We start from the raw sequence: 16656 nt of genomic DNA, 5'->3' as shown, positions 1-16656 counted from the left end.
CCGCTGCATCAGCGCGCCTGCAGCAACCGCCCGTTGATGCCTTTCCGGTCCCGGGCGCCGCCGATAATGCGGCACACCACGTAGATCAGGAATGACAGGGTGGTGACATAGGGGCTGATCGGGATGCGTCCGCCCAGGGCAAGCAGGATTCCGCCCACGGTGGCCGTGACGGCAAAGATGACGCTGAGGATCACCAGGGCTACGGGCGAAGACGTCACCCGCAGGGCCGCCGCCGCCGGCGTGATGAGCAAGGCCAGCACCAGCAGCGCGCCCACCACTTGGATGGACAGCGCCACGCTCACACCCAGCAGCACCATAAATACGATTCCGAGGGTTCGGACGGGCACACCGCGGGCCTCGGCCAGTTCCGGATCCACGCTGGCGAAGTTCAGCGGCCGCCAAATGAGCACCAGCGCAGCGACCACCACCACGGCTGCGCCGGCGAGGACCTGCAGCTGGACAGTGTCCACGGAGACGATCTGTCCCGTCAGGAGGCCGAATTTGTTGGCGGCGCGGCCCTGATAGAGGGAGAGGAACAGGATGCCCAGGCCCAGGCCGAAGGGCATGATCACCCCGATGATCGAGTTTTTGTCCCGCGCTCTGACCCCCATCAGGCCCAGGAGCAGTGCCGCCGCCACCGAGCCGATCAGGGAGCCAAACACAATATCGGCGCCGATCAGCAGCGCGAACGCGGCGCCGGCGAAGGAGAGTTCGGAGATGCCATGGACGGCGAAGGCCAAATCCCGCTTCATCACGAAGGTGCCCATCAGGCCGCCGAGCAGTCCCAGGATGGCGCCTGCCCAGATCGAGTTCTGGACAAGTGCCAGGAGTTCGCCGTAGTTTTCGAAACTGAAGATCGCAGCGATGATGCTGTCCGCATCCATCAGGCCACCTCCCCCGCCGTTGCGTGGACATCGTCGTGGTGGTGGGTGGTGGCGTCAGGCAGGCCGACGACGACGATGCGCCCGTTCGCGTGGATGACTTCCACGTGGCTGCCATAGAGTTCCGAGAGGACCTCCGTGGTCATGACTTCCTCCGGTGTTCCCACCATGAAGCGGCCGCCGGCCAGGTACAGCACCCGGTCAACGTAATCGATGACCGGGTTGATTTCATGGGTGACAAACACCACGGCACTGTTCTGCTCGTGGCATTGGTTGTTAATCAGGGAACTGACGGCCTGCTGGTGGTGCAGGTCCAGGGACAACAGGGGTTCGTCGCACAGGAGGACCTGGGGTTCGGTGGCCAGCGCCTGGGCGACGCGAAGGCGCTGCTGCTCGCCCCCGGAGAGCTGTCCTACTGGCACCTTGGCGTAGTCGGTTGCTCCCACCAGCTCGAGGAGTTCGTCAATCCTGCGGTTGACCCGGGACATGCCCAGCCGCAGGCCCCACCGGTGGCCGTCCACCCCGAGCCCCACCAGGTCGCGGGCCCGCATGGGTGTGTCCGGAGCTAACGACTTCTGCTGCGGGATGTAGCCGATCAGGCTGCTCCCCCGTTCCACCGGCCGGTCACCGAGGGTGGCGCTGCCGGACTGCAGGTTCTGCAGGCCCAGCAGTACTTTAAGGAAACTGGTCTTGCCGCTGCCGTTGGGGCCCAGGACGGCGAAGAACTCGCCGGGCCTGATGTCCAGGTCGAGGTCCTCCCACAGCGTGCGTTTGCCGAACTGCAGGGACGCCCCGCGGAGGCTCACCACCGGTTTCACCTATTTGTCTCCAAAACTTTGCTGACGTTGTCCACATTGTCCGTCATCCACTGCAGGTACGTCTTGCCTTCGGGCAGGGTTTCGCTGAAATCGATCACAGGAACGCCCGCCGCCTCGGCTGCCTTCTTCAACGCCTCCGTCTGCGGTCCCGCGGTCTGGTCGTTGTAGGCCAGGAACCTGATGTCCGGTGATCCTGCCAGTTCGGTGGCGGCCTTCAGGACGGCAGGCGGCACATCCGAGCCTTCCTCAATCGCGGCGGTGTAGTCCTCCGGTGTCCGGTTCTCCAGCCCTGCCGCCTCGAGGAGGTAGACCGGAACGGGTTCCGTCACGGCGACCGGCCCGCCGGCCCCCTTTATTTTCAGTGCAGCGAGCCTGGCGGTCAGGCCTGCCACCCCGGATTTGAAGGTGGCGGCGTTGGCGGTGAATTGGGCGGCTGATCCGGGTTGCAGTTCGCCAAGTTTGGCCGCGAGGGAATCGGCGAGTTTGCTCATGGCATCCAGGTTGTACCACGCGTGTTCATTGAAGTGGCCGTGCTGGTGATCGTGGGTGGCTTCACGGGCGGCTGGGGCCGTCCCGGCGTGTTCCTGCTCCGGCGCAAGGCCGGCTACGTCCACGACCGTGAGAATATTGCCGTGCCCGATGTTGCTGTCATCGGCCATCTTGTGCAGGAAGGCGTCGTAGCCGCCGCCGTTCTCGATCACCAGGTCCGCTTTGGAGACCGCCAGCCGGTCCTGCGCGGTGGCCTCATAGGAATGCGGATCCTGGCTGGTCTTGGTGATGATGGCGGTGACGTTGACCTGGTCGCCGCCGATCACTCCGGCGATGTCACCGTAGACGTTGGTGGAGGCCACAACGTCGATGGCCCCGGATGACGCTTCCGTGCCGGACCGGACGGACGGCCCGCCACCAGGACTGCACGCGGTCAGCAGGAGGCTGAAGCCCGCGAGGGCCGCAAGGGACGTTCGGATGGCAGCGGAGTGGCGCACGGAAACCTCAGATCAGGACGGGGTGAGTCTTTGACTATTCACAAAGTCTACTCCTAAATAGGAATGATTCCTATTTAGAAAAGCCGGGCCGGCACGTTTGATCCGGCCCGGCTCGTCGTCACGCCAGGCTAGGTGCCGTTGGGCTGGCCGAGCCGCCTGATGCCGGTGGCCTGCGTAGCGTCCCTGATCTCTCCTACGAGCTGTTCGATCACGTCTTCCAGGAACAGGACGCCGTGGGTCTGGCCGTCCGCGCCGATGACGCGGGCCAGGTGTGACCCCGTACGCTGCATGACCGACATGGCCGTTTCAACCTCGTCGCCCAGGGCCAGGTTGGCCAGGGAACGGATCCTGCTCTCGGCAATGGGGTGCTGGTAGTCCTCGTCGGGAATGGAGAGCACATCCTTCACGTGCAGATAGCCGGAGAGTATGCCGTCCCCGTCCACCATCGGGAACCTCGAGAAGCCCGTCCTGCTGACAGCCTTTTCGAACTCCACCGGCGTGGTGGCTTCCTTCAGCATGACCAGTTTCTCCACGGGCACCATGATGTCGGACGCCTTATATTCGGAAAACTCCAGGGCACCGGTGATCAGGCCGGCGTCGTCATCCACCAGTCCGTGACGGGTGGATTCCTGCACGATCGATTGGACTTGTTCAAGCGTGAAGGACGAGTTCACTTCATCCTTGGGTTCAATCCGCAGGAGTTTGAGGATGTGGTTGGCGGACCAATTCAGCGCAAAGATGACCGGGTTCACCAGCCGGGCCACAAACATCAGCGGCGGCGCGAGCAGCAGGGCAGCTTTATCCGCTGCCGACACCGAGATGTTCTTTGGGACCATCTCACCGAACGTCACATGGAGGAAGGTCACCACCATCAGGGCGATGGCAAACGCCGCCACGTCGGCAACCTCCACCGGCAGCCCCACTGCCTCCAGCGGAGCAGCCATCAGATGGTGGATGGCCGGCTCGGCGACCTGCAGGATCAGCAGCGAACACACTGTGATGCCCAGCTGTGCACAGGCCAGCATCAGCGAAACATTTTCCATGGCGCGCAACGTGGTCTGCGCGCGTTTGGAACCGGCGTCGGCGAGGGGTTCGATCTGGCTCCGCCGCGCTGACATGACCGCAAACTCGGCGCCGACAAAAAACGCGTTGCCCAGCAGAAGGACAGCCAGCCAGGCTATTCCTGCCCAGTCACTCATGGCGTACTCCTGTCATCCGCAACGGCCTCAGGCTCAGGAGCAGCCGGGTGGAAGCAGATCCGCTCGATCCTTCGGCCGTCCATGCGGGTCACGCTCAGGATGCCGCCGCCCACCGGGGCGGTGTCCCCGACGACGGCAATGCGGCCCAGTTCACTCATGACATAGCCGCCCACAGTTTCGTAGGCAGCCTCATCCGGGACGGTGAGTCCCGGGATCTGTTCGGACAGTTCGTCGGGCCGCAGCAGCCCGGGGAAGTACCAGTCCCCGGAGGCGCTCTGGAGCAGTCCCGGACGGACCTTGTCGTGTTCGTCGGACACTTCACCCACGATTTCCTCCACAAGGTCCTCGAGGGTGGCGATGCCGGCGGTTCCGCCGTATTCATCGAGAACGACGGCGAGCTGCAGGTTCCCTTCCCGCAGTTCGGCCAGGAGCGCATCAAGGTGGATGGTTTCGGGCACCCTGAGGACATCGGTCATGATGGCACCGGCCTCCAGGTTGGCGCGCCGGTCCCAGGGCACGGCCACTGCCTTCTTGACGTGGACCAGTCCCTTGATGTCATCGGCGGAGTCGCCGATGACCGGGAACCGGGAGTAACCGGTGCGCCGTGCGGCGTCCAGGATGTCCGAGACCGGCTGGTCGGCGTCGATGGTTTCCACCCGGATACGGGGGGTCATAACGTCGGCGGCCGTCCGGGCCGAGAAGTTCAGGGTCCGCGACACGAAGTTCGCCGTCCCGGCGTCGAGCGTTCCCATGGCGGCGGAACGCCGCACCAGGGAGGCCAGCTCGGCAGGCGTCCGGGCGCCCGAGATCTCTTCCTTGGCCTCGAGGCCAAAAACGTTCAGCACCTTGTTGGAAAAGCCGTTCAACAACACGATGGCGGGCTTGAAGATCGCCGTAAAAATGAGCTGCGGCCGCGCCAGCGCCTTACCCACCGGGAAGGACAGCGCGATGGCCATGTTTTTCGGTACCAGTTCGCCCAGCAGCATGGACAGGAGCGTCGCCAGTACCATGGCAATCACCAGTGAAACGGATACCGCCGCCACATCGGGAATTCCGACGGCGGCCAGCGGGCCTTCGAGAAGGCGCCCCACGGACGGTTCCATGACGTAGCCGGTCAGGAGCGTGGTGAGGGTGATACCGAGCTGGCAGCTGGAAAGCTGGGTTGAGAGGGATTTCAGGCACTTGAGCAGCGGCACGGCCCCGGTGTCGCCGTTGTCGATGGCGTTCTGGACCGTGGCCTGGTCAAGGGCAATCAGGGAAAACTCGACGGCGACAAAAAAGCCGGTGCCGGCGATCAGCAGGAAACCTGCCGCGAGGAGCAACCACTCCATTCAGCATCCCGCCTGGAAGCCGGGGGAAACGGAGTGAGTCCGGGGGAAACGGCCCGGCGGAGGATGGTCGGCCGAAACCGACGCTGTTTCCATAGGGGCTCCGCCGGAGTGAACCGAGGGAGAGTGATGGGCGCGTGTTCGGGGTTTGCCGGCTCTGCGGGGAGACTGCGCGAAACTGTTTTTCATGCTCCGCTGACAGCCCCCAGGCCGGCACCTAGATTTACTGTCCATAAGAAGGTCAGTCTACAGGAGCGGATTGCGCCTTCCGCATGCCCCCGGTGCCGCCACATTTCGTGATCTCGACGTCATTCCATGATTTGGGTCACCGTTATTGGCAGTTAACACAGAATGCTCATTAGACTGGCAAAGGTCCGGGTTCAGGACGCAGAGACTGGTTCGATTGTTGTGCTGAGGCACCTTGGCGGCCAGAGATAAACCAAACTCATGGAAGAGGCGTATTTCAAGTGCCAGAGCAGCCTAGCCACCGTCTACCAGAGGAATTTGGCGGAAATGAGTGGCTCGTTGACGAACTGTACGAGCAGTACCAAAAGGACAAGAACACTGTGGACACCAAGTGGTGGCCGCTGTTCGAATCCTTCGACTCGGGCAGCGAATCGTCTTCCAACGGGAGCACGTCAGCCGCCGCAGCCAACCCCGCCACACGTGAAATGCCTGCCGTAGCTCCGGCTGCGGCGCCTGCTGTAACTGCCCCGGCACCGTCGCCGGCCGCACAGCCTGCAGCACAGCCTTCAGCACCGGCAGCCGCTCCGGCAGCGGCTCCGGCAGCGGCAAAGAAAGCCCCCGCAACGGTCGCCCGCGATGGCGCGAAAAAGACCGAGCCCGGCACCAGCGCCCCGCCGATTCCCGCGCAGCTGCCCAAGAACGTCAAGGCACCCACAGCCCCCGAGGAAGACGTGGTCTCCGTCCTGCGGGGTCCGGCCAAGGCCATTGCCACCAACATGGTCACCAGCCTTGAGGTCCCCACCGCCACGAGTGTCCGTGCCATCCCGGCCAAGCTGCTGATTGACAACCGCGTTGTCATCAACTCCAACCTGGCCCGCGCCCGCGGCGGCAAGGTCTCCTTCACCCACCTGATCGGCTACGCCGTCATCCGGGCGCTCTCGCAGTTCCCGTCCATGAACGTCTACTACGACGAAGTGGACGGCAAGCCTGTTGCTGTCCAGCCGGCACACGTCAACTTCGGCATCGCCATTGACATGCCCAAGCCGGACGGCACCCGCCTGCTGATGGTGCCGAACATCAAGAAGGCGGAGACCCTCAACTTCTCCGAGTTCTGGCACACCTACGAGGACCTGATCAAGCGCGCCCGCGCCGGCAAGCTGACCGCTGATGACCACTCGGGCACCACCGTGTCCCTGACCAACCCCGGCGGCATCGGCACCGTCCACTCCGTGCCGCGCCTGTCCAAGGGCCAGGCTGCCATCATCGGCGTCGGCGCGCTGGACTACCCGGCCGAGTTCCAGGGCGCGAGCGAAAAGATCATCGCGCAGAACGCGATCAGCAAGGTCCTCACGCTGACCTCCACCTACGACCACCGCGTCATCCAGGGTGCCGGCAGCGGCGAGTTCCTGAAGCTGGTACACCAGCTGCTCCTCGGCGCCCAGAACTTCTACGACGAAATCTTCGAGTCGCTGCGCATCCCGTACGAGCCCGTGCGCTGGAGCCTCGACCTGCAGGTTGACCCCGCTGACGAAATCAACAAGGTCGCCCGGATCCAGCAACTGATCCACTCCTACCGCGTACGCGGCCACCTGATGGCGGACACAGATCCCCTCGAGTACGTCCAGCGCAAGCACCCGGACCTCGACGTCCTGACCTACGGGCTCACCCTCTGGGATCTCGACCGCGAATGGCCCACCGGCGGTTTCGGCGGCGCCCCCATGCTCAAGTTCCGCGACATCCTCGGCGTACTCCGCGACGCCTACTGCCGCACCACGGGCATCGAGTACATGCACATCCAGGAGCCTGAAGAGCGCAGATGGTTCCAGGACCAGCTGGAGCACGAGTACTCGAAGCCCAGCCGCGAAGAGCAGCTGCGCATCGTGTCCAGGCTCAACGCAGCAGAAGCGTTCGAAACCTTCCTGCAGACCAAGTTCGTCGGCCAGAAGCGCTTCTCCCTCGAAGGCGGCGAATCCCTGATTCCGCTGCTGGACGCCATCATTTCCGACGCCGCTGACGATGGCTTGGACGAGGTCGCGATCGGTATGGCCCACCGTGGCCGCCTGAACGTGCTGACCAATATCGCCGGCAAGACCTATGCCCAGGTGTTCCGCGAATTCGAAGGCACCCAGGATCCCCGCTCCGTGCAGGGTTCCGGCGACGTGAAGTACCACCTTGGTACGGAAGGCACGTTCACCTCCGAGAACGGCAACGAGACCAAGGTTTACCTGGCGGCCAACCCGTCCCACCTCGAGGCGGTGGACTCCGTCCTCGAGGGCATCGTCCGCGCCAAGCAGGACCGCCTGGACCAGGGCATGGCTTTCCCGGTCCTGCCCATCATGGTCCACGGCGACGCTGCCTTCGCCGGCCAGGGCGTGGTTGCCGAAACGCTGAACCTGTCCCAGCTCCGCGGCTACCGCACCGGCGGCACCATCCACGTGGTGGTCAACAACCAGGTGGGCTTCACCACCGCCCCGTCGTCGTCGCGCTCGTCCACGTACTCCACGGACGTCGCCAAGATGATCCAGGCACCGGTGTTCCACGTGAACGGTGACGATCCGGAGGCCGTGGTCCGCATTGGCCAACTCGCCTACGAGTTCCGCCAGCGCTTCCACAAGGACGTTGTGATCGACATGGTGTGCTACCGCCGCCGTGGCCACAATGAGGGCGACGACCCCTCGATGACCCAGCCCATGATGTACAACCTGATCGAAGCCAAGCGCTCCGTCCGCAAGCTGTACACCGAGGCGCTCATCGGCCGTGGCGACATCACCGAGGAAGAAGCAGAGCAACTGCTCCGCGACTACCAGGAGCGGCTGGAGCGGGTCTTCGCCGAAACGCACGCAGCCCAGACATCGCCGATCCCGATCATCACGGCTGATTCTGCCGCCGTCTCGGACATCGAGCGTCCCATCGCCCAGCAGGCCGATTTCGGCACGAACGCCCCGGCATCCACCGCCATCTCGGTGGAAACGCTGGCACGGATCGGCCAGGCACACGTCGAAATCCCCGAGGGTTTCACCGTCCACGGCAAACTCAAGCAGCTGCTTGAGAAGCGTGAGCAGATGTCGCGCGAAGGCGGCATCGACTGGGGCTTCGGCGAGATCGCGGCCTTCGGTTCGCTGATCATGGAAGGCGTGCCTGTCCGGCTTGCCGGCCAGGACTCACGCCGCGGCACGTTTGTGCAGCGCCACGCCGTGTTCCACGACCGCGCCAACGGCAGTGAATGGCTGCCCCTGGGCAACCTTTCGGACGACCAGGCCAAGCTGTGGATCTACGACTCCCTGCTGTCCGAATACGCGGCCATGGGCTTCGAATACGGCTACTCGGTGGAACGCCCGGATGCACTCGTGCTGTGGGAAGCGCAGTTCGGCGACTTCGTCAACGGCGCGCAGACCATCATCGATGAGTTCATCTCCTCGGCCGAACAGAAGTGGGGCCAGCGCTCCTCCCTGGTCCTGATGCTCCCGCACGGCTACGAAGGACAGGGCCCGGACCACTCCTCGGCCCGGATCGAACGCTTCCTGCTGATGTGCGCCGAAGAGAACATGATCGTCGCCAACCCCACCACGGCGGCATCGCACTTCCACCTGCTGCGCCGCCAGGCCTACAGCCGGCCGCGGAAGCCGCTGATCATCTTTACGCCGAAGCAGCTGCTGCGCCTCAAGGCTGCCGCGTCGTCCGTGGAGGACTTCACCACCGGCGGCTTCCGCCCCGTCATCAGTGACCATGAGCAGCTGGCGGCAGACGCCGTCGAACGCGTACTGCTGGTTTCCGGCCGCCTCTACTACGACCTTCTGTCCACGCGGCAGAAGACCGATGACAAGACCACCGCGATTGTCCGCGTGGAGCAGCTGTACCCGTTGCCCCACGAGGAGATCGCTGCGGAACTGGCCAAGTACCCGAACGCCGAGGTTGTTTGGGCACAGGACGAGCCCGCCAACCAGGGTCCATGGCCGTTTATGGGCCTGCACCTCCCGGAGGCGCTGGACCGGCGCGTCCGACTTGTGTCGCGTCTGGCCTCGGCCTCCACGGCCGCCGGCTCCATGAAGCGGCACGCTGTCGAGCAGGATACGCTCTTGAAGCAGGCATTTGCACGGAAGTAACAGCAGTGGCTGCCCGGCCGGACGTCGAAATACCAGACTCCGGCCGGGCAGTTCTGTTTAATGGGATGGACCATAGCCACGCCGATTGGCAACAGTCGGCACGGACGTTAAGAGGGACTTGTGGAAGACAGGAAGCTGCGGCTCGCAGCTGTTGGAGATGAACTGCTGGCCGGGCTGGGCGATCCCAGGGCGCTCGGCTGGCTGGGCCGCGTACTGGCCCGCACTCCGCAGGACGGCGTGGCCATGGAAAGCTATGCCCTCCCTTGTCCCCAGGAAGGAACGGAGGGGCTCGCCGCCCGCTGGCTGGAAGAGGCCGGGCGCCGCTTCGGCGCCCACCACGAGAACCGCCTGGTGATCGGCCTTTCGGGCCGGGACATCGAATTTGGCCTCTCCACGGCGCGGAGCCGCCTGAACCTGGCCAACATCCTCGATACCGCGTCACAAAACCGGATCGAGGTGTTCGTGGTGGGGCCGCCTCCCACGCTGGACCCTGCCCAGAACCGCCGCCTCGCCGAGTTGAACACCGCCTTCGCGGACGTCACCACACGGCGCAAGCACCTGTACGTGGACACCTTCTCCCCGCTCCTGAACCACGAACAGTGGCGCCAGGACCTCGCCGCAAACAGCGGTACCCCCGGGCAAGCGGGTTATGGGCTGATGGCCTGGCTGGTCCTGCACCGCGGCTGGTTCCAGTGGCTGAAGATGGACGCGCCCGAGTAGCTCCGGCCACACCCTCTCTCACTTACTGCAGGTTATTACCGGACGCTCTCTCACTGTCTTGAAGACAGCTGGAGAGCGTCCCTGGAAAACCCGCAACAAGTGAGAGAGCGTTGGGGGTGGGAAGCGATCCGCCTTACTCCACTCGCGATATATCTTGACCTGCCGTGCAGCGCGTTGTATCTTGGGATATCAGTCACGATATATCGCGGCCTTGGAGGGCTCATGGCAGAGAACAGCTGGACCGTCACAGGCCCGCAAGTCATTGACGTTGACGATGTCAAATCGCTGAAGCTCGGCATGGTCCGCGGGAGGTTTGACGTCGTCGCGCACGCCGGCTCCGTTGCCCGTGTGGAGATCAACGACGTCCAGGGTGATCCGGTCGCAGTTTCCCTGACAGAGGGCAGGCTTGAGGTCCGCCATCAGCTCCATGGCCCGCAGGGCTGGTTCAAGAACCTAATGGGGACCGTCAACCACAACAGCAACAATTCGGCAGTCATCAGCATCGCCGTGCCCGCAGGCGTCGAGGTGGAGGCCGGCACCGTAAGCGGAGATGGCCTGGTCTCCGGCGTCAGCGGCCGTACCCGGCTCAACACCGTATCTGGCTCCGTGATGGCTGACGGGACGTGCGGGCAGCTGCACGTCAACACCGTCAGCGGCGAAGTCATCGCCCGGAACCACGACGGCGTCCTCACCGCCAAGAGCGTCTCCGGCGAGGTCACGGCGTCCGGCCGGTTCAGCAACATCCGCGCCAACACCGTCAGCGGTGACATGAGTTTCGATCTGCTCAGCTTCACGAATGACTTCGGTGCGAATTCCGTCTCGGGTGATGTCACCATCAGGCTGCCGCACGACGTCGGCGTGGACATCGTGGTCAAGTCCGCCAGCGGCGTTGTGGTGATCGATGACCATCAGTACTCACAGCCCGGCGGCAAGGTGGAAACCATTGCCGGCCCCGACAGCAAGCTGATGCTGGTCCGCACCAACTCGGTGTCCGGCAAAACGTCCATCTTCCACGGCCAGCCCGCCCGGAACGAGCAAGCACAAGATCCGGAAGCAGGGCACTAATGCCCCCAGTGTTCGCCCATGGTGCACTGCGGCTCTACCTCCTGGCGCTGCTGGAGTCCGGGCCCAAGCATGGCTATGAGCTGATCAAGGCACTCAGCGAGCGGTTCGGCGGCACCTACTCCCCCAGCGCCGGCACCATCTACCCCCGCCTCGGGAAACTTGAGGAGGCGGGGCTCGTTGCCACCGAGTCAGCCGGCCGCCGCACCAACTACCGCATCACTGCAGCAGGGCTCGCGGAACTGAACAAGCGCCGGGACGAACTCGCCGGCGTCGAGAATGACATTTCCGCCTCGGTCCGCCGGCTGGCGGACAACCTGCGTGCGGACATCCGCGCCAACATGCGGGGCCTGCGGGCAGACCTGGCCGCCACGGCCGAAGCGGCACGCTCCACGGCCCGCGCCGCCGACTTCAGGAAGGCGGCCACCCGGCAGTCCTCCGAGGGGATCCGCGAACTCAAGGAGGCCGAGATGCTGCTCCAGGCATTCCGGGACGATCTCCGCGTTGAGCTGCGCCTCCAAGCCAGCCGTCAGCCGCTCAGCCCCGTTACTTTGGAGACGGTGAGGGCAGTCCTGGACCAGGCGCGCATTTCCATCCGTAACTCGCTGCCGGGCTGAACGGCCGGGCGCCGTCGTTCAGGGGGACGCGTTTCGCGGCGTGTCCCATGGTGTGGGAGACTTGAGGGCAGCTCTTTTGAGTACCAACATTTAAGGAGGCCAGCTATGAGCAAGCGTGCACGTAAACGTCGTGACCGTAAGCGTGGCGGCGCGAACCACGGGAAGCGCCCCAACGCCTAAGCCAATGCTTGGAGTAACGGTTTAGGCGAAGGACCCCGGAAGCCACCTGGTTTCCGGGGTCCTTCGTCTATGCCTGCAATTCTGTATCAGGCAGCCACCATGTGCGGGCGTCCAACCAGTTCAGGCGTCCACGGGCCGGATCGAGTGGATCCGGTCGAGGATCGCGTTCTTCAGGTTGTCCGGCGCGGCCTCGGTGCAGGAGCGCTTGACCATGTTGCGGATCACGCACTCCAGGTCGTATTGCTCGGTGCATTCAGGACAGTCGTCAAGGTGTCGCTTGATTTCCGTGATGTCCTCGCGGGTCAATGCTCCGTCGAGATACTCGTAGATGCGTTGCATCCGGGCGTCATCGCAGTCGCCCAATCCTTGGCAGTCGCTCATTTCCTGTTCTCCTGTTTTGTGCTTGCGGCCGTGTCCTGTGATTCGACGGCGCCTTTGAATCCTCGTTCGGCGGCATAGTCCGCCAGCAGGTCCCGCAACATTTTCCGGCCGCGGTGAAGCCGGGACATCACGGTACCGATGGGCGTGTTCATGATGTCGGAAATTTCCTTGTACGCGTAGCCCTCGACGTCGGCAAAATAGACCGCCAGCCGGAACTCCTCCGGAATGGACTGAAGAGCGCGCTTGACGTCAGAGTCAGGCAGGTGGTCCAGTGCCTCCGCTTCGGCGGACCGCAGGCCGCGGGAGGTGTGCGATTCCGCCCGGGCCAGCTGCCAGTCCTCGATAGTGTCCGAGTTAGACTGCAGCGGCTCGCGCTGCCGCTTGCGGTAAAGATTTATGTAAGTGTTGGTCAGGATCCGGTACAGCCAGGCCTTGAGGTTGGTGCCGGGTTTGTACTGGTGGAACGCGGAAAACGCCTTGGTGTAGGCCTCCTGCACCAGGTCCTCTGCGTCGGCGGGATTCCTGGCCATACGCATGGCAGCCGAGTACAGCTGGTCCACGTACTGCATGGCGTCGCGCTCGAAGCGGATGCGCCGTTCTTCGGCTGACTCTGTGGCGATGTCCACGGGCTGCTCCGACGAACCAGGTCCAACGGCTTCAAGCGCCGTTGTTTCGGGTGCCGGCGTTTCAGGCACAGTCGAAGCCGCATCAGGCTTGGCGTCGCCAGCGGAATTGTCGTTAGGTCGCGAGGCTTCATACATGGCCGCAACGGCCGGATCCACGGTACTCATTGCGCTCAAGTCTACTGTGACGGCTTTGGCACGCGGCGTTCCGTACTCTGGGGGATCGGATTCCAGGGCCTGCAGTGCCACGGGGCCGGAAGTCTCCGGGCCGTCCTTCAGAAACCTCAAGGGCAACTCCACTCTCTCTCAAGCTGACACGAGGCAGGCCAGCGCTGTCCCGGCAACCAGTGGTCCGGCCATGATTAGAGCCGACAGGTGTTCGTCGGACCCGCAATCCATAACCGCTGGCGGCGGGCAAATATTCCGCAAAAGTGCAAGACTAGAACGGACTCCGCCGCATTCGGTGCGGTTCGTCCAGCCAGGAGGAAATCCATGTCCTTTGTCCGTACTCTCGCCCGGCCCATGCTGGCATCCAGTTTCGTTATCGCCGGACTGGACAAGCTGAAGAACGCCGATGACACCGCGCAACAGCTCTCTCCCCTCCTGCGGAAGGCCGCGGCGTCCCTGCCGTTCCAGGCTGACGAGAAAATGCTGGCTCGGGTGATCGGCGGAACGCAGGTGGGTGCAGGCGTCCTGTTCGGCCTGGGTAAGTTCAGCCGCCTCGCGGCAACACTGCTCACCGCCATTTCGCTTCTGAACACGTTTGTGGAGTGGCGCAGCGCGGATATAAGCACCAAGGCTGGCCGCGAGGCGCGCCGCAACCAGCTCCTCAAGAACGTCTCCCTGAGCGGCGGCGCCCTGCTGGCATCGATGGACACGGCCGGCAAGCCCGGCCTCGCCTGGCGTGCCGAGCACATCGCTGCCGACGCCCGGAAGTCTGCTGCGGGTGCCCGGAAGACCACCGGAAAGCAGTTCCACAAGGCGGACAAGGCCGTACGCCGCGCCGTGGAACACGCAACGGGGGCGTAAGGACGGATGACCGGTTCCACCCCGACTGATTATCCCGGTTCCGCCGATACCGTCCCGTACTGGCCCGCGCCGTTTGCGAGCCGGCCGATCAACGCCACCGTCACCGTGCCGGGTTCAAAGTCCCTGACCAACAGGTTCCTTGTCCTGGCCGCACTGGCTGACGGACCATCGCGGCTGCGGGCCCCCCTGCATTCCCGCGACTCCGCCCTCATGATTGACGCCCTCCGCCAGTTGGGCGCCACCATTACAGAGGTGCCCGGCGACGGCGCGTTTGGACCGGACCTGGAGGTCACGCCCCTGAGCCAGGAGGCGCCGTCGTCACGGACGCACATTGATTGCGGCCTGGCCGGAACGGTGATGCGGTTTGTCCCGCCGCTTGCGGCCCTGCGGACGGGCGCCAGTGTTTTCGACGGCGACCCCCACGCCCGGAAGCGCCCCATGGGCACCATCATCGAGGCGCTGCAGGCGCTCGGCGTGGCCCTGACAGCGGACGACGGCGCGGCCCCCTCGGCGCTGCCGTTCACCGTTGAAGGAACCGGGGAAGTCCGCGGCGGCCACCTGGTGATCGACGCCAGCGCGTCGTCACAGTTTGTTTCGGCCCTCCTGCTGGTGGGCGCGCGGTTCACGGACGGCCTCCATCTGGAGCACGCGGGCGGACCGGTGCCCAGCCTTGACCACATCAACATGACGGTGGCGGTACTCCGCGGCGTCGGGGTGTCGGTGGACGATTCCGTGCCCAACAACTGGGTGGTGGCACCAGGCCCTATCCGCGCGTTTGACCAGCGCATCGAACAGGACCTCTCCAACGCCGGCCCCTTCCTGGCTGCGGCCCTGGCCTCCGCCGGAACGGTGAGGATCCCGAACTGGCCGGCCGGAACCACCCAGGTGGGCGATCTCTGGCGGACCATCCTGGTGGATATGGGCGCGAAGGTCAGCCTGGCTGATGGCGTCCTGACCGTCACGGGCGGCCCGGAGATCAAGGGAGCCGTGTTTGACGAAACCAGCGAGCTCGCCCCCACACTGGCGGCTCTGTGTGCCCTGGCCAGCGGTCCGTCGCAGCTGACCGGCATCGCCCACCTTCGCGGCCACGAGACGGACAGGCTGGCAGCGCTGGTCACCGAAATCAACCTGCTTGGCGGCGATGCCGAGGAAACCAGCGATGGGCTGGTGATCCGCCCGGCCAAGCTGCACGCCGGCGTCGTCCACACCTACGCGGACCACCGAATGGCCACGGCCGGGGCAATCCTCGGCCTGGCCGTGCCGGGAATCGAGGTGCAGGACATCGCCACCACCGCCAAGACCATGCCGGAGTTCCCACAGATGTGGGCGGACATGCTCGCGCAGGGCACAGCAGCCGGCGACGGCACGGAAGGTTCCAGCGGTGGCCCGCAGCACTGACTCCTGGGACGAGTCCGACGTCCGGATCCGCCCCAGCAAAAAAGGCTCACGGCCGCGCACCAAGGACCGCCCCAGCCACGACGACGCCGTCACGGGCCGCATCATCACCGTGGACCGCGGCCGGTACACCGCCGTCGTGGGTGAGGACTCGGGCGACGAGCGGATCATCATCGCCGCACGGGCCCGTGAACTGCGCCGCTCCCCTGTGGTGGCCGGTGACTTCGTCTCGCTGGTGGGGGACGTTTCCGGCGAGCCCGACACCCTGGCCCGCCTGGTCCGGATCCAGGACCGACGCACTTTGTTGCGCCGCAGCGCCGATGACACGGATCCGATCGAGCGTGCCGTGGTGGCCAACGCCGACCAGCTGGTGGTGGTGGTGGCCGCCGCGAACCCGGAGCCGCGCACCGGCTTCATCGACCGCGCTCTGGTGGCCGCATACGACGCCGGCATTGAGCCGCTGCTGCTCGTCACCAAGGCGGATGTCAAGGATCCCGCAGAACTGCTGTCCAACTATGAGCACCTGGACTTTCCGGTGATCATCAGCCGGACGGCCGACTCCGCCGCCTCCGGCATCGACGCGCGTTCCGATGACGGCCTCTCGGCCCGCCTGGACGGCGACGCCGTTTCAATGCTACGTGCCTACCTCGACGGCAAAGTCACCGTGATGCTGGGCCATTCGGGCGTGGGCAAGTCCACTATGGTGAACGCTCTCACCGGCGCCGAACGGGCCACGGGCGGCGTGAACGCGGTGACGGGCCGCGGCCGCCACACGTCGTCGTCGGCCCTTGCCTTGAAGCTGGCAGGCGCCCCGGCCGGCAGCTGGATCATCGACACCCCCGGCATCCGCTCGTTCGGCCTGGCGCACGTGGACCCGGACCGGATCCTGCGGTCGTTCCCGGACCTGGAGCCTGGCACGGATGCGTGCGAGCGTGGCTGCAAACACAACGCGGCCGCGGTCAAGTGCGGGCTGGACTCGTGGGTGGCCGAAGGGCAGGCCGGTCCCACCGGCCCGGCCCGGCTTGCTTCGCTGCGGCGCCTGCTGGGCAGCGACCCGCGGCTGGAAGGCCAGGAATCCAAGGAACTGGGCAGCGTGGGCTAGAGGACCGGCGCCCGACGTCCCCGACCCTGAGCCCGTTAGACGGTAG

General features: G+C 64.9%; 15 protein-coding genes. 8 read left to right on the top strand and 7 right to left on the bottom strand.

Annotation, left to right across the window (positions count from 1 at the left end; translation table 11 throughout):
- Window positions 1-8: 8 nt before the first annotated feature.
- The 5 genes from ABIB27_RS01065 to ABIB27_RS01045 form a co-directional block, all read right to left on the bottom strand.
- Entirely contained in the window at window positions 9-884 is an 876-nt protein-coding gene (locus ABIB27_RS01065) for a metal ABC transporter permease (protein ID WP_354214000.1), read from the bottom strand.
- On the bottom strand, window positions 884-1699 hold the full coding sequence (locus tag ABIB27_RS01060; protein WP_354253379.1) for a metal ABC transporter ATP-binding protein: 816 nt from the start codon (window positions 1697-1699) through the stop codon (window positions 884-886). Before ABIB27_RS01060 ends, ABIB27_RS01065 begins: the two co-directional genes overlap by 1 nt.
- Complete coding sequence (locus ABIB27_RS01055; protein WP_354253378.1) at window positions 1696-2685, bottom strand: metal ABC transporter solute-binding protein, Zn/Mn family; 990 nt, start codon at window positions 2683-2685, stop codon at window positions 1696-1698. The genes ABIB27_RS01060 and ABIB27_RS01055 overlap by 4 nt, the downstream gene beginning before the upstream one ends.
- Before the next feature lie 128 nt (window positions 2686-2813).
- A complete protein-coding gene (locus ABIB27_RS01050; protein ID WP_354253377.1) occupies window positions 2814-3884 on the bottom strand; it encodes a hemolysin family protein in 1071 nt (356 codons plus the stop codon).
- Window positions 3881-5215 (bottom strand): hemolysin family protein, encoded by a 1335-nt coding sequence (locus ABIB27_RS01045; protein WP_354253376.1) that lies wholly within the window; start codon window positions 5213-5215, stop codon window positions 3881-3883. Before ABIB27_RS01045 ends, ABIB27_RS01050 begins: the two co-directional genes overlap by 4 nt.
- Before the next feature lie 464 nt (window positions 5216-5679).
- On the opposite strand from ABIB27_RS01045, the gene ABIB27_RS01040 reads away from it, so the two are divergent.
- The 5 genes from ABIB27_RS01040 to ABIB27_RS19355 all read left to right on the top strand — a co-directional run bounded on the left by ABIB27_RS01040 (window position 5680) and on the right by ABIB27_RS19355 (window position 12080).
- Window positions 5680-9501, top strand: coding sequence for a multifunctional oxoglutarate decarboxylase/oxoglutarate dehydrogenase thiamine pyrophosphate-binding subunit/dihydrolipoyllysine-residue succinyltransferase subunit (locus ABIB27_RS01040; RefSeq protein WP_354253375.1), 3822 nt, complete (start codon window positions 5680-5682; stop codon window positions 9499-9501).
- Window positions 9502-9621: 120 nt separating this feature from the next.
- Complete coding sequence (locus ABIB27_RS01035) at window positions 9622-10221, top strand: GDSL-type esterase/lipase family protein (RefSeq protein ID WP_354213994.1); 600 nt, start codon at window positions 9622-9624, stop codon at window positions 10219-10221.
- Between the two features lie 222 nt (window positions 10222-10443).
- Complete coding sequence (locus ABIB27_RS01030; protein ID WP_354213993.1) at window positions 10444-11286, top strand: DUF4097 family beta strand repeat-containing protein; 843 nt, start codon at window positions 10444-10446, stop codon at window positions 11284-11286.
- A complete protein-coding gene (locus tag ABIB27_RS01025) occupies window positions 11286-11900 on the top strand; it encodes a PadR family transcriptional regulator (protein WP_354213992.1) in 615 nt (204 codons plus the stop codon). The genes ABIB27_RS01030 and ABIB27_RS01025 overlap by 1 nt, the downstream gene beginning before the upstream one ends.
- 105 nt (window positions 11901-12005) lie before the next feature.
- On the top strand, window positions 12006-12080 hold the full coding sequence (locus tag ABIB27_RS19355; RefSeq protein WP_104061284.1) for a 50S ribosomal protein bL37: 75 nt from the start codon (window positions 12006-12008) through the stop codon (window positions 12078-12080).
- Between the two features lie 120 nt (window positions 12081-12200).
- Here the strand turns inward: ABIB27_RS19355 and rsrA are convergent, their stop codons facing one another.
- Complete coding sequence (gene rsrA / locus ABIB27_RS01020) at window positions 12201-12461, bottom strand: mycothiol system anti-sigma-R factor (RefSeq protein ID WP_354213991.1); 261 nt, start codon at window positions 12459-12461, stop codon at window positions 12201-12203.
- On the bottom strand, window positions 12458-13333 hold the full coding sequence (locus tag ABIB27_RS01015; RefSeq protein WP_354214406.1) for a sigma-70 family RNA polymerase sigma factor: 876 nt from the start codon (window positions 13331-13333) through the stop codon (window positions 12458-12460). The genes rsrA and ABIB27_RS01015 overlap by 4 nt, the downstream gene beginning before the upstream one ends.
- Before the next feature lie 243 nt (window positions 13334-13576).
- Between ABIB27_RS01015 and ABIB27_RS01010 the strand changes: the two genes are divergently transcribed.
- From ABIB27_RS01010 to rsgA, 3 genes are read left to right on the top strand one after another with little or no spacing between them, the layout of a single operon-like run.
- Window positions 13577-14113, top strand: a complete 537-nt coding sequence (locus ABIB27_RS01010) for a DoxX family protein (RefSeq protein WP_354213990.1) — start codon at window positions 13577-13579, stop codon at window positions 14111-14113.
- A gap of 6 nt (window positions 14114-14119) precedes the next feature.
- Window positions 14120-15511 (top strand): 3-phosphoshikimate 1-carboxyvinyltransferase, encoded by a 1392-nt coding sequence (gene aroA, locus ABIB27_RS01005; RefSeq protein WP_354213989.1) that lies wholly within the window; start codon window positions 14120-14122, stop codon window positions 15509-15511.
- The gene (rsgA, locus tag ABIB27_RS01000; protein WP_354213987.1) at window positions 15495-16610 is read left to right on the top strand and encodes a ribosome small subunit-dependent GTPase A; all 1116 of its coding nucleotides are present in this window, start codon (window positions 15495-15497) and stop codon (window positions 16608-16610) included. The genes aroA and rsgA overlap by 17 nt, the downstream gene beginning before the upstream one ends.
- Window positions 16611-16656 lie beyond the last annotated feature (46 nt).

The sequence above is a fragment of the Arthrobacter sp. UYEF21 genome (assembly GCF_040546085.1).
GTDB lineage: Bacteria > Actinomycetota > Actinomycetes > Actinomycetales > Micrococcaceae > Arthrobacter.
The sequence above is the reverse complement of the archived record's forward strand: the minus strand, read 5'-3'. Positions and strand labels throughout refer to the sequence as shown.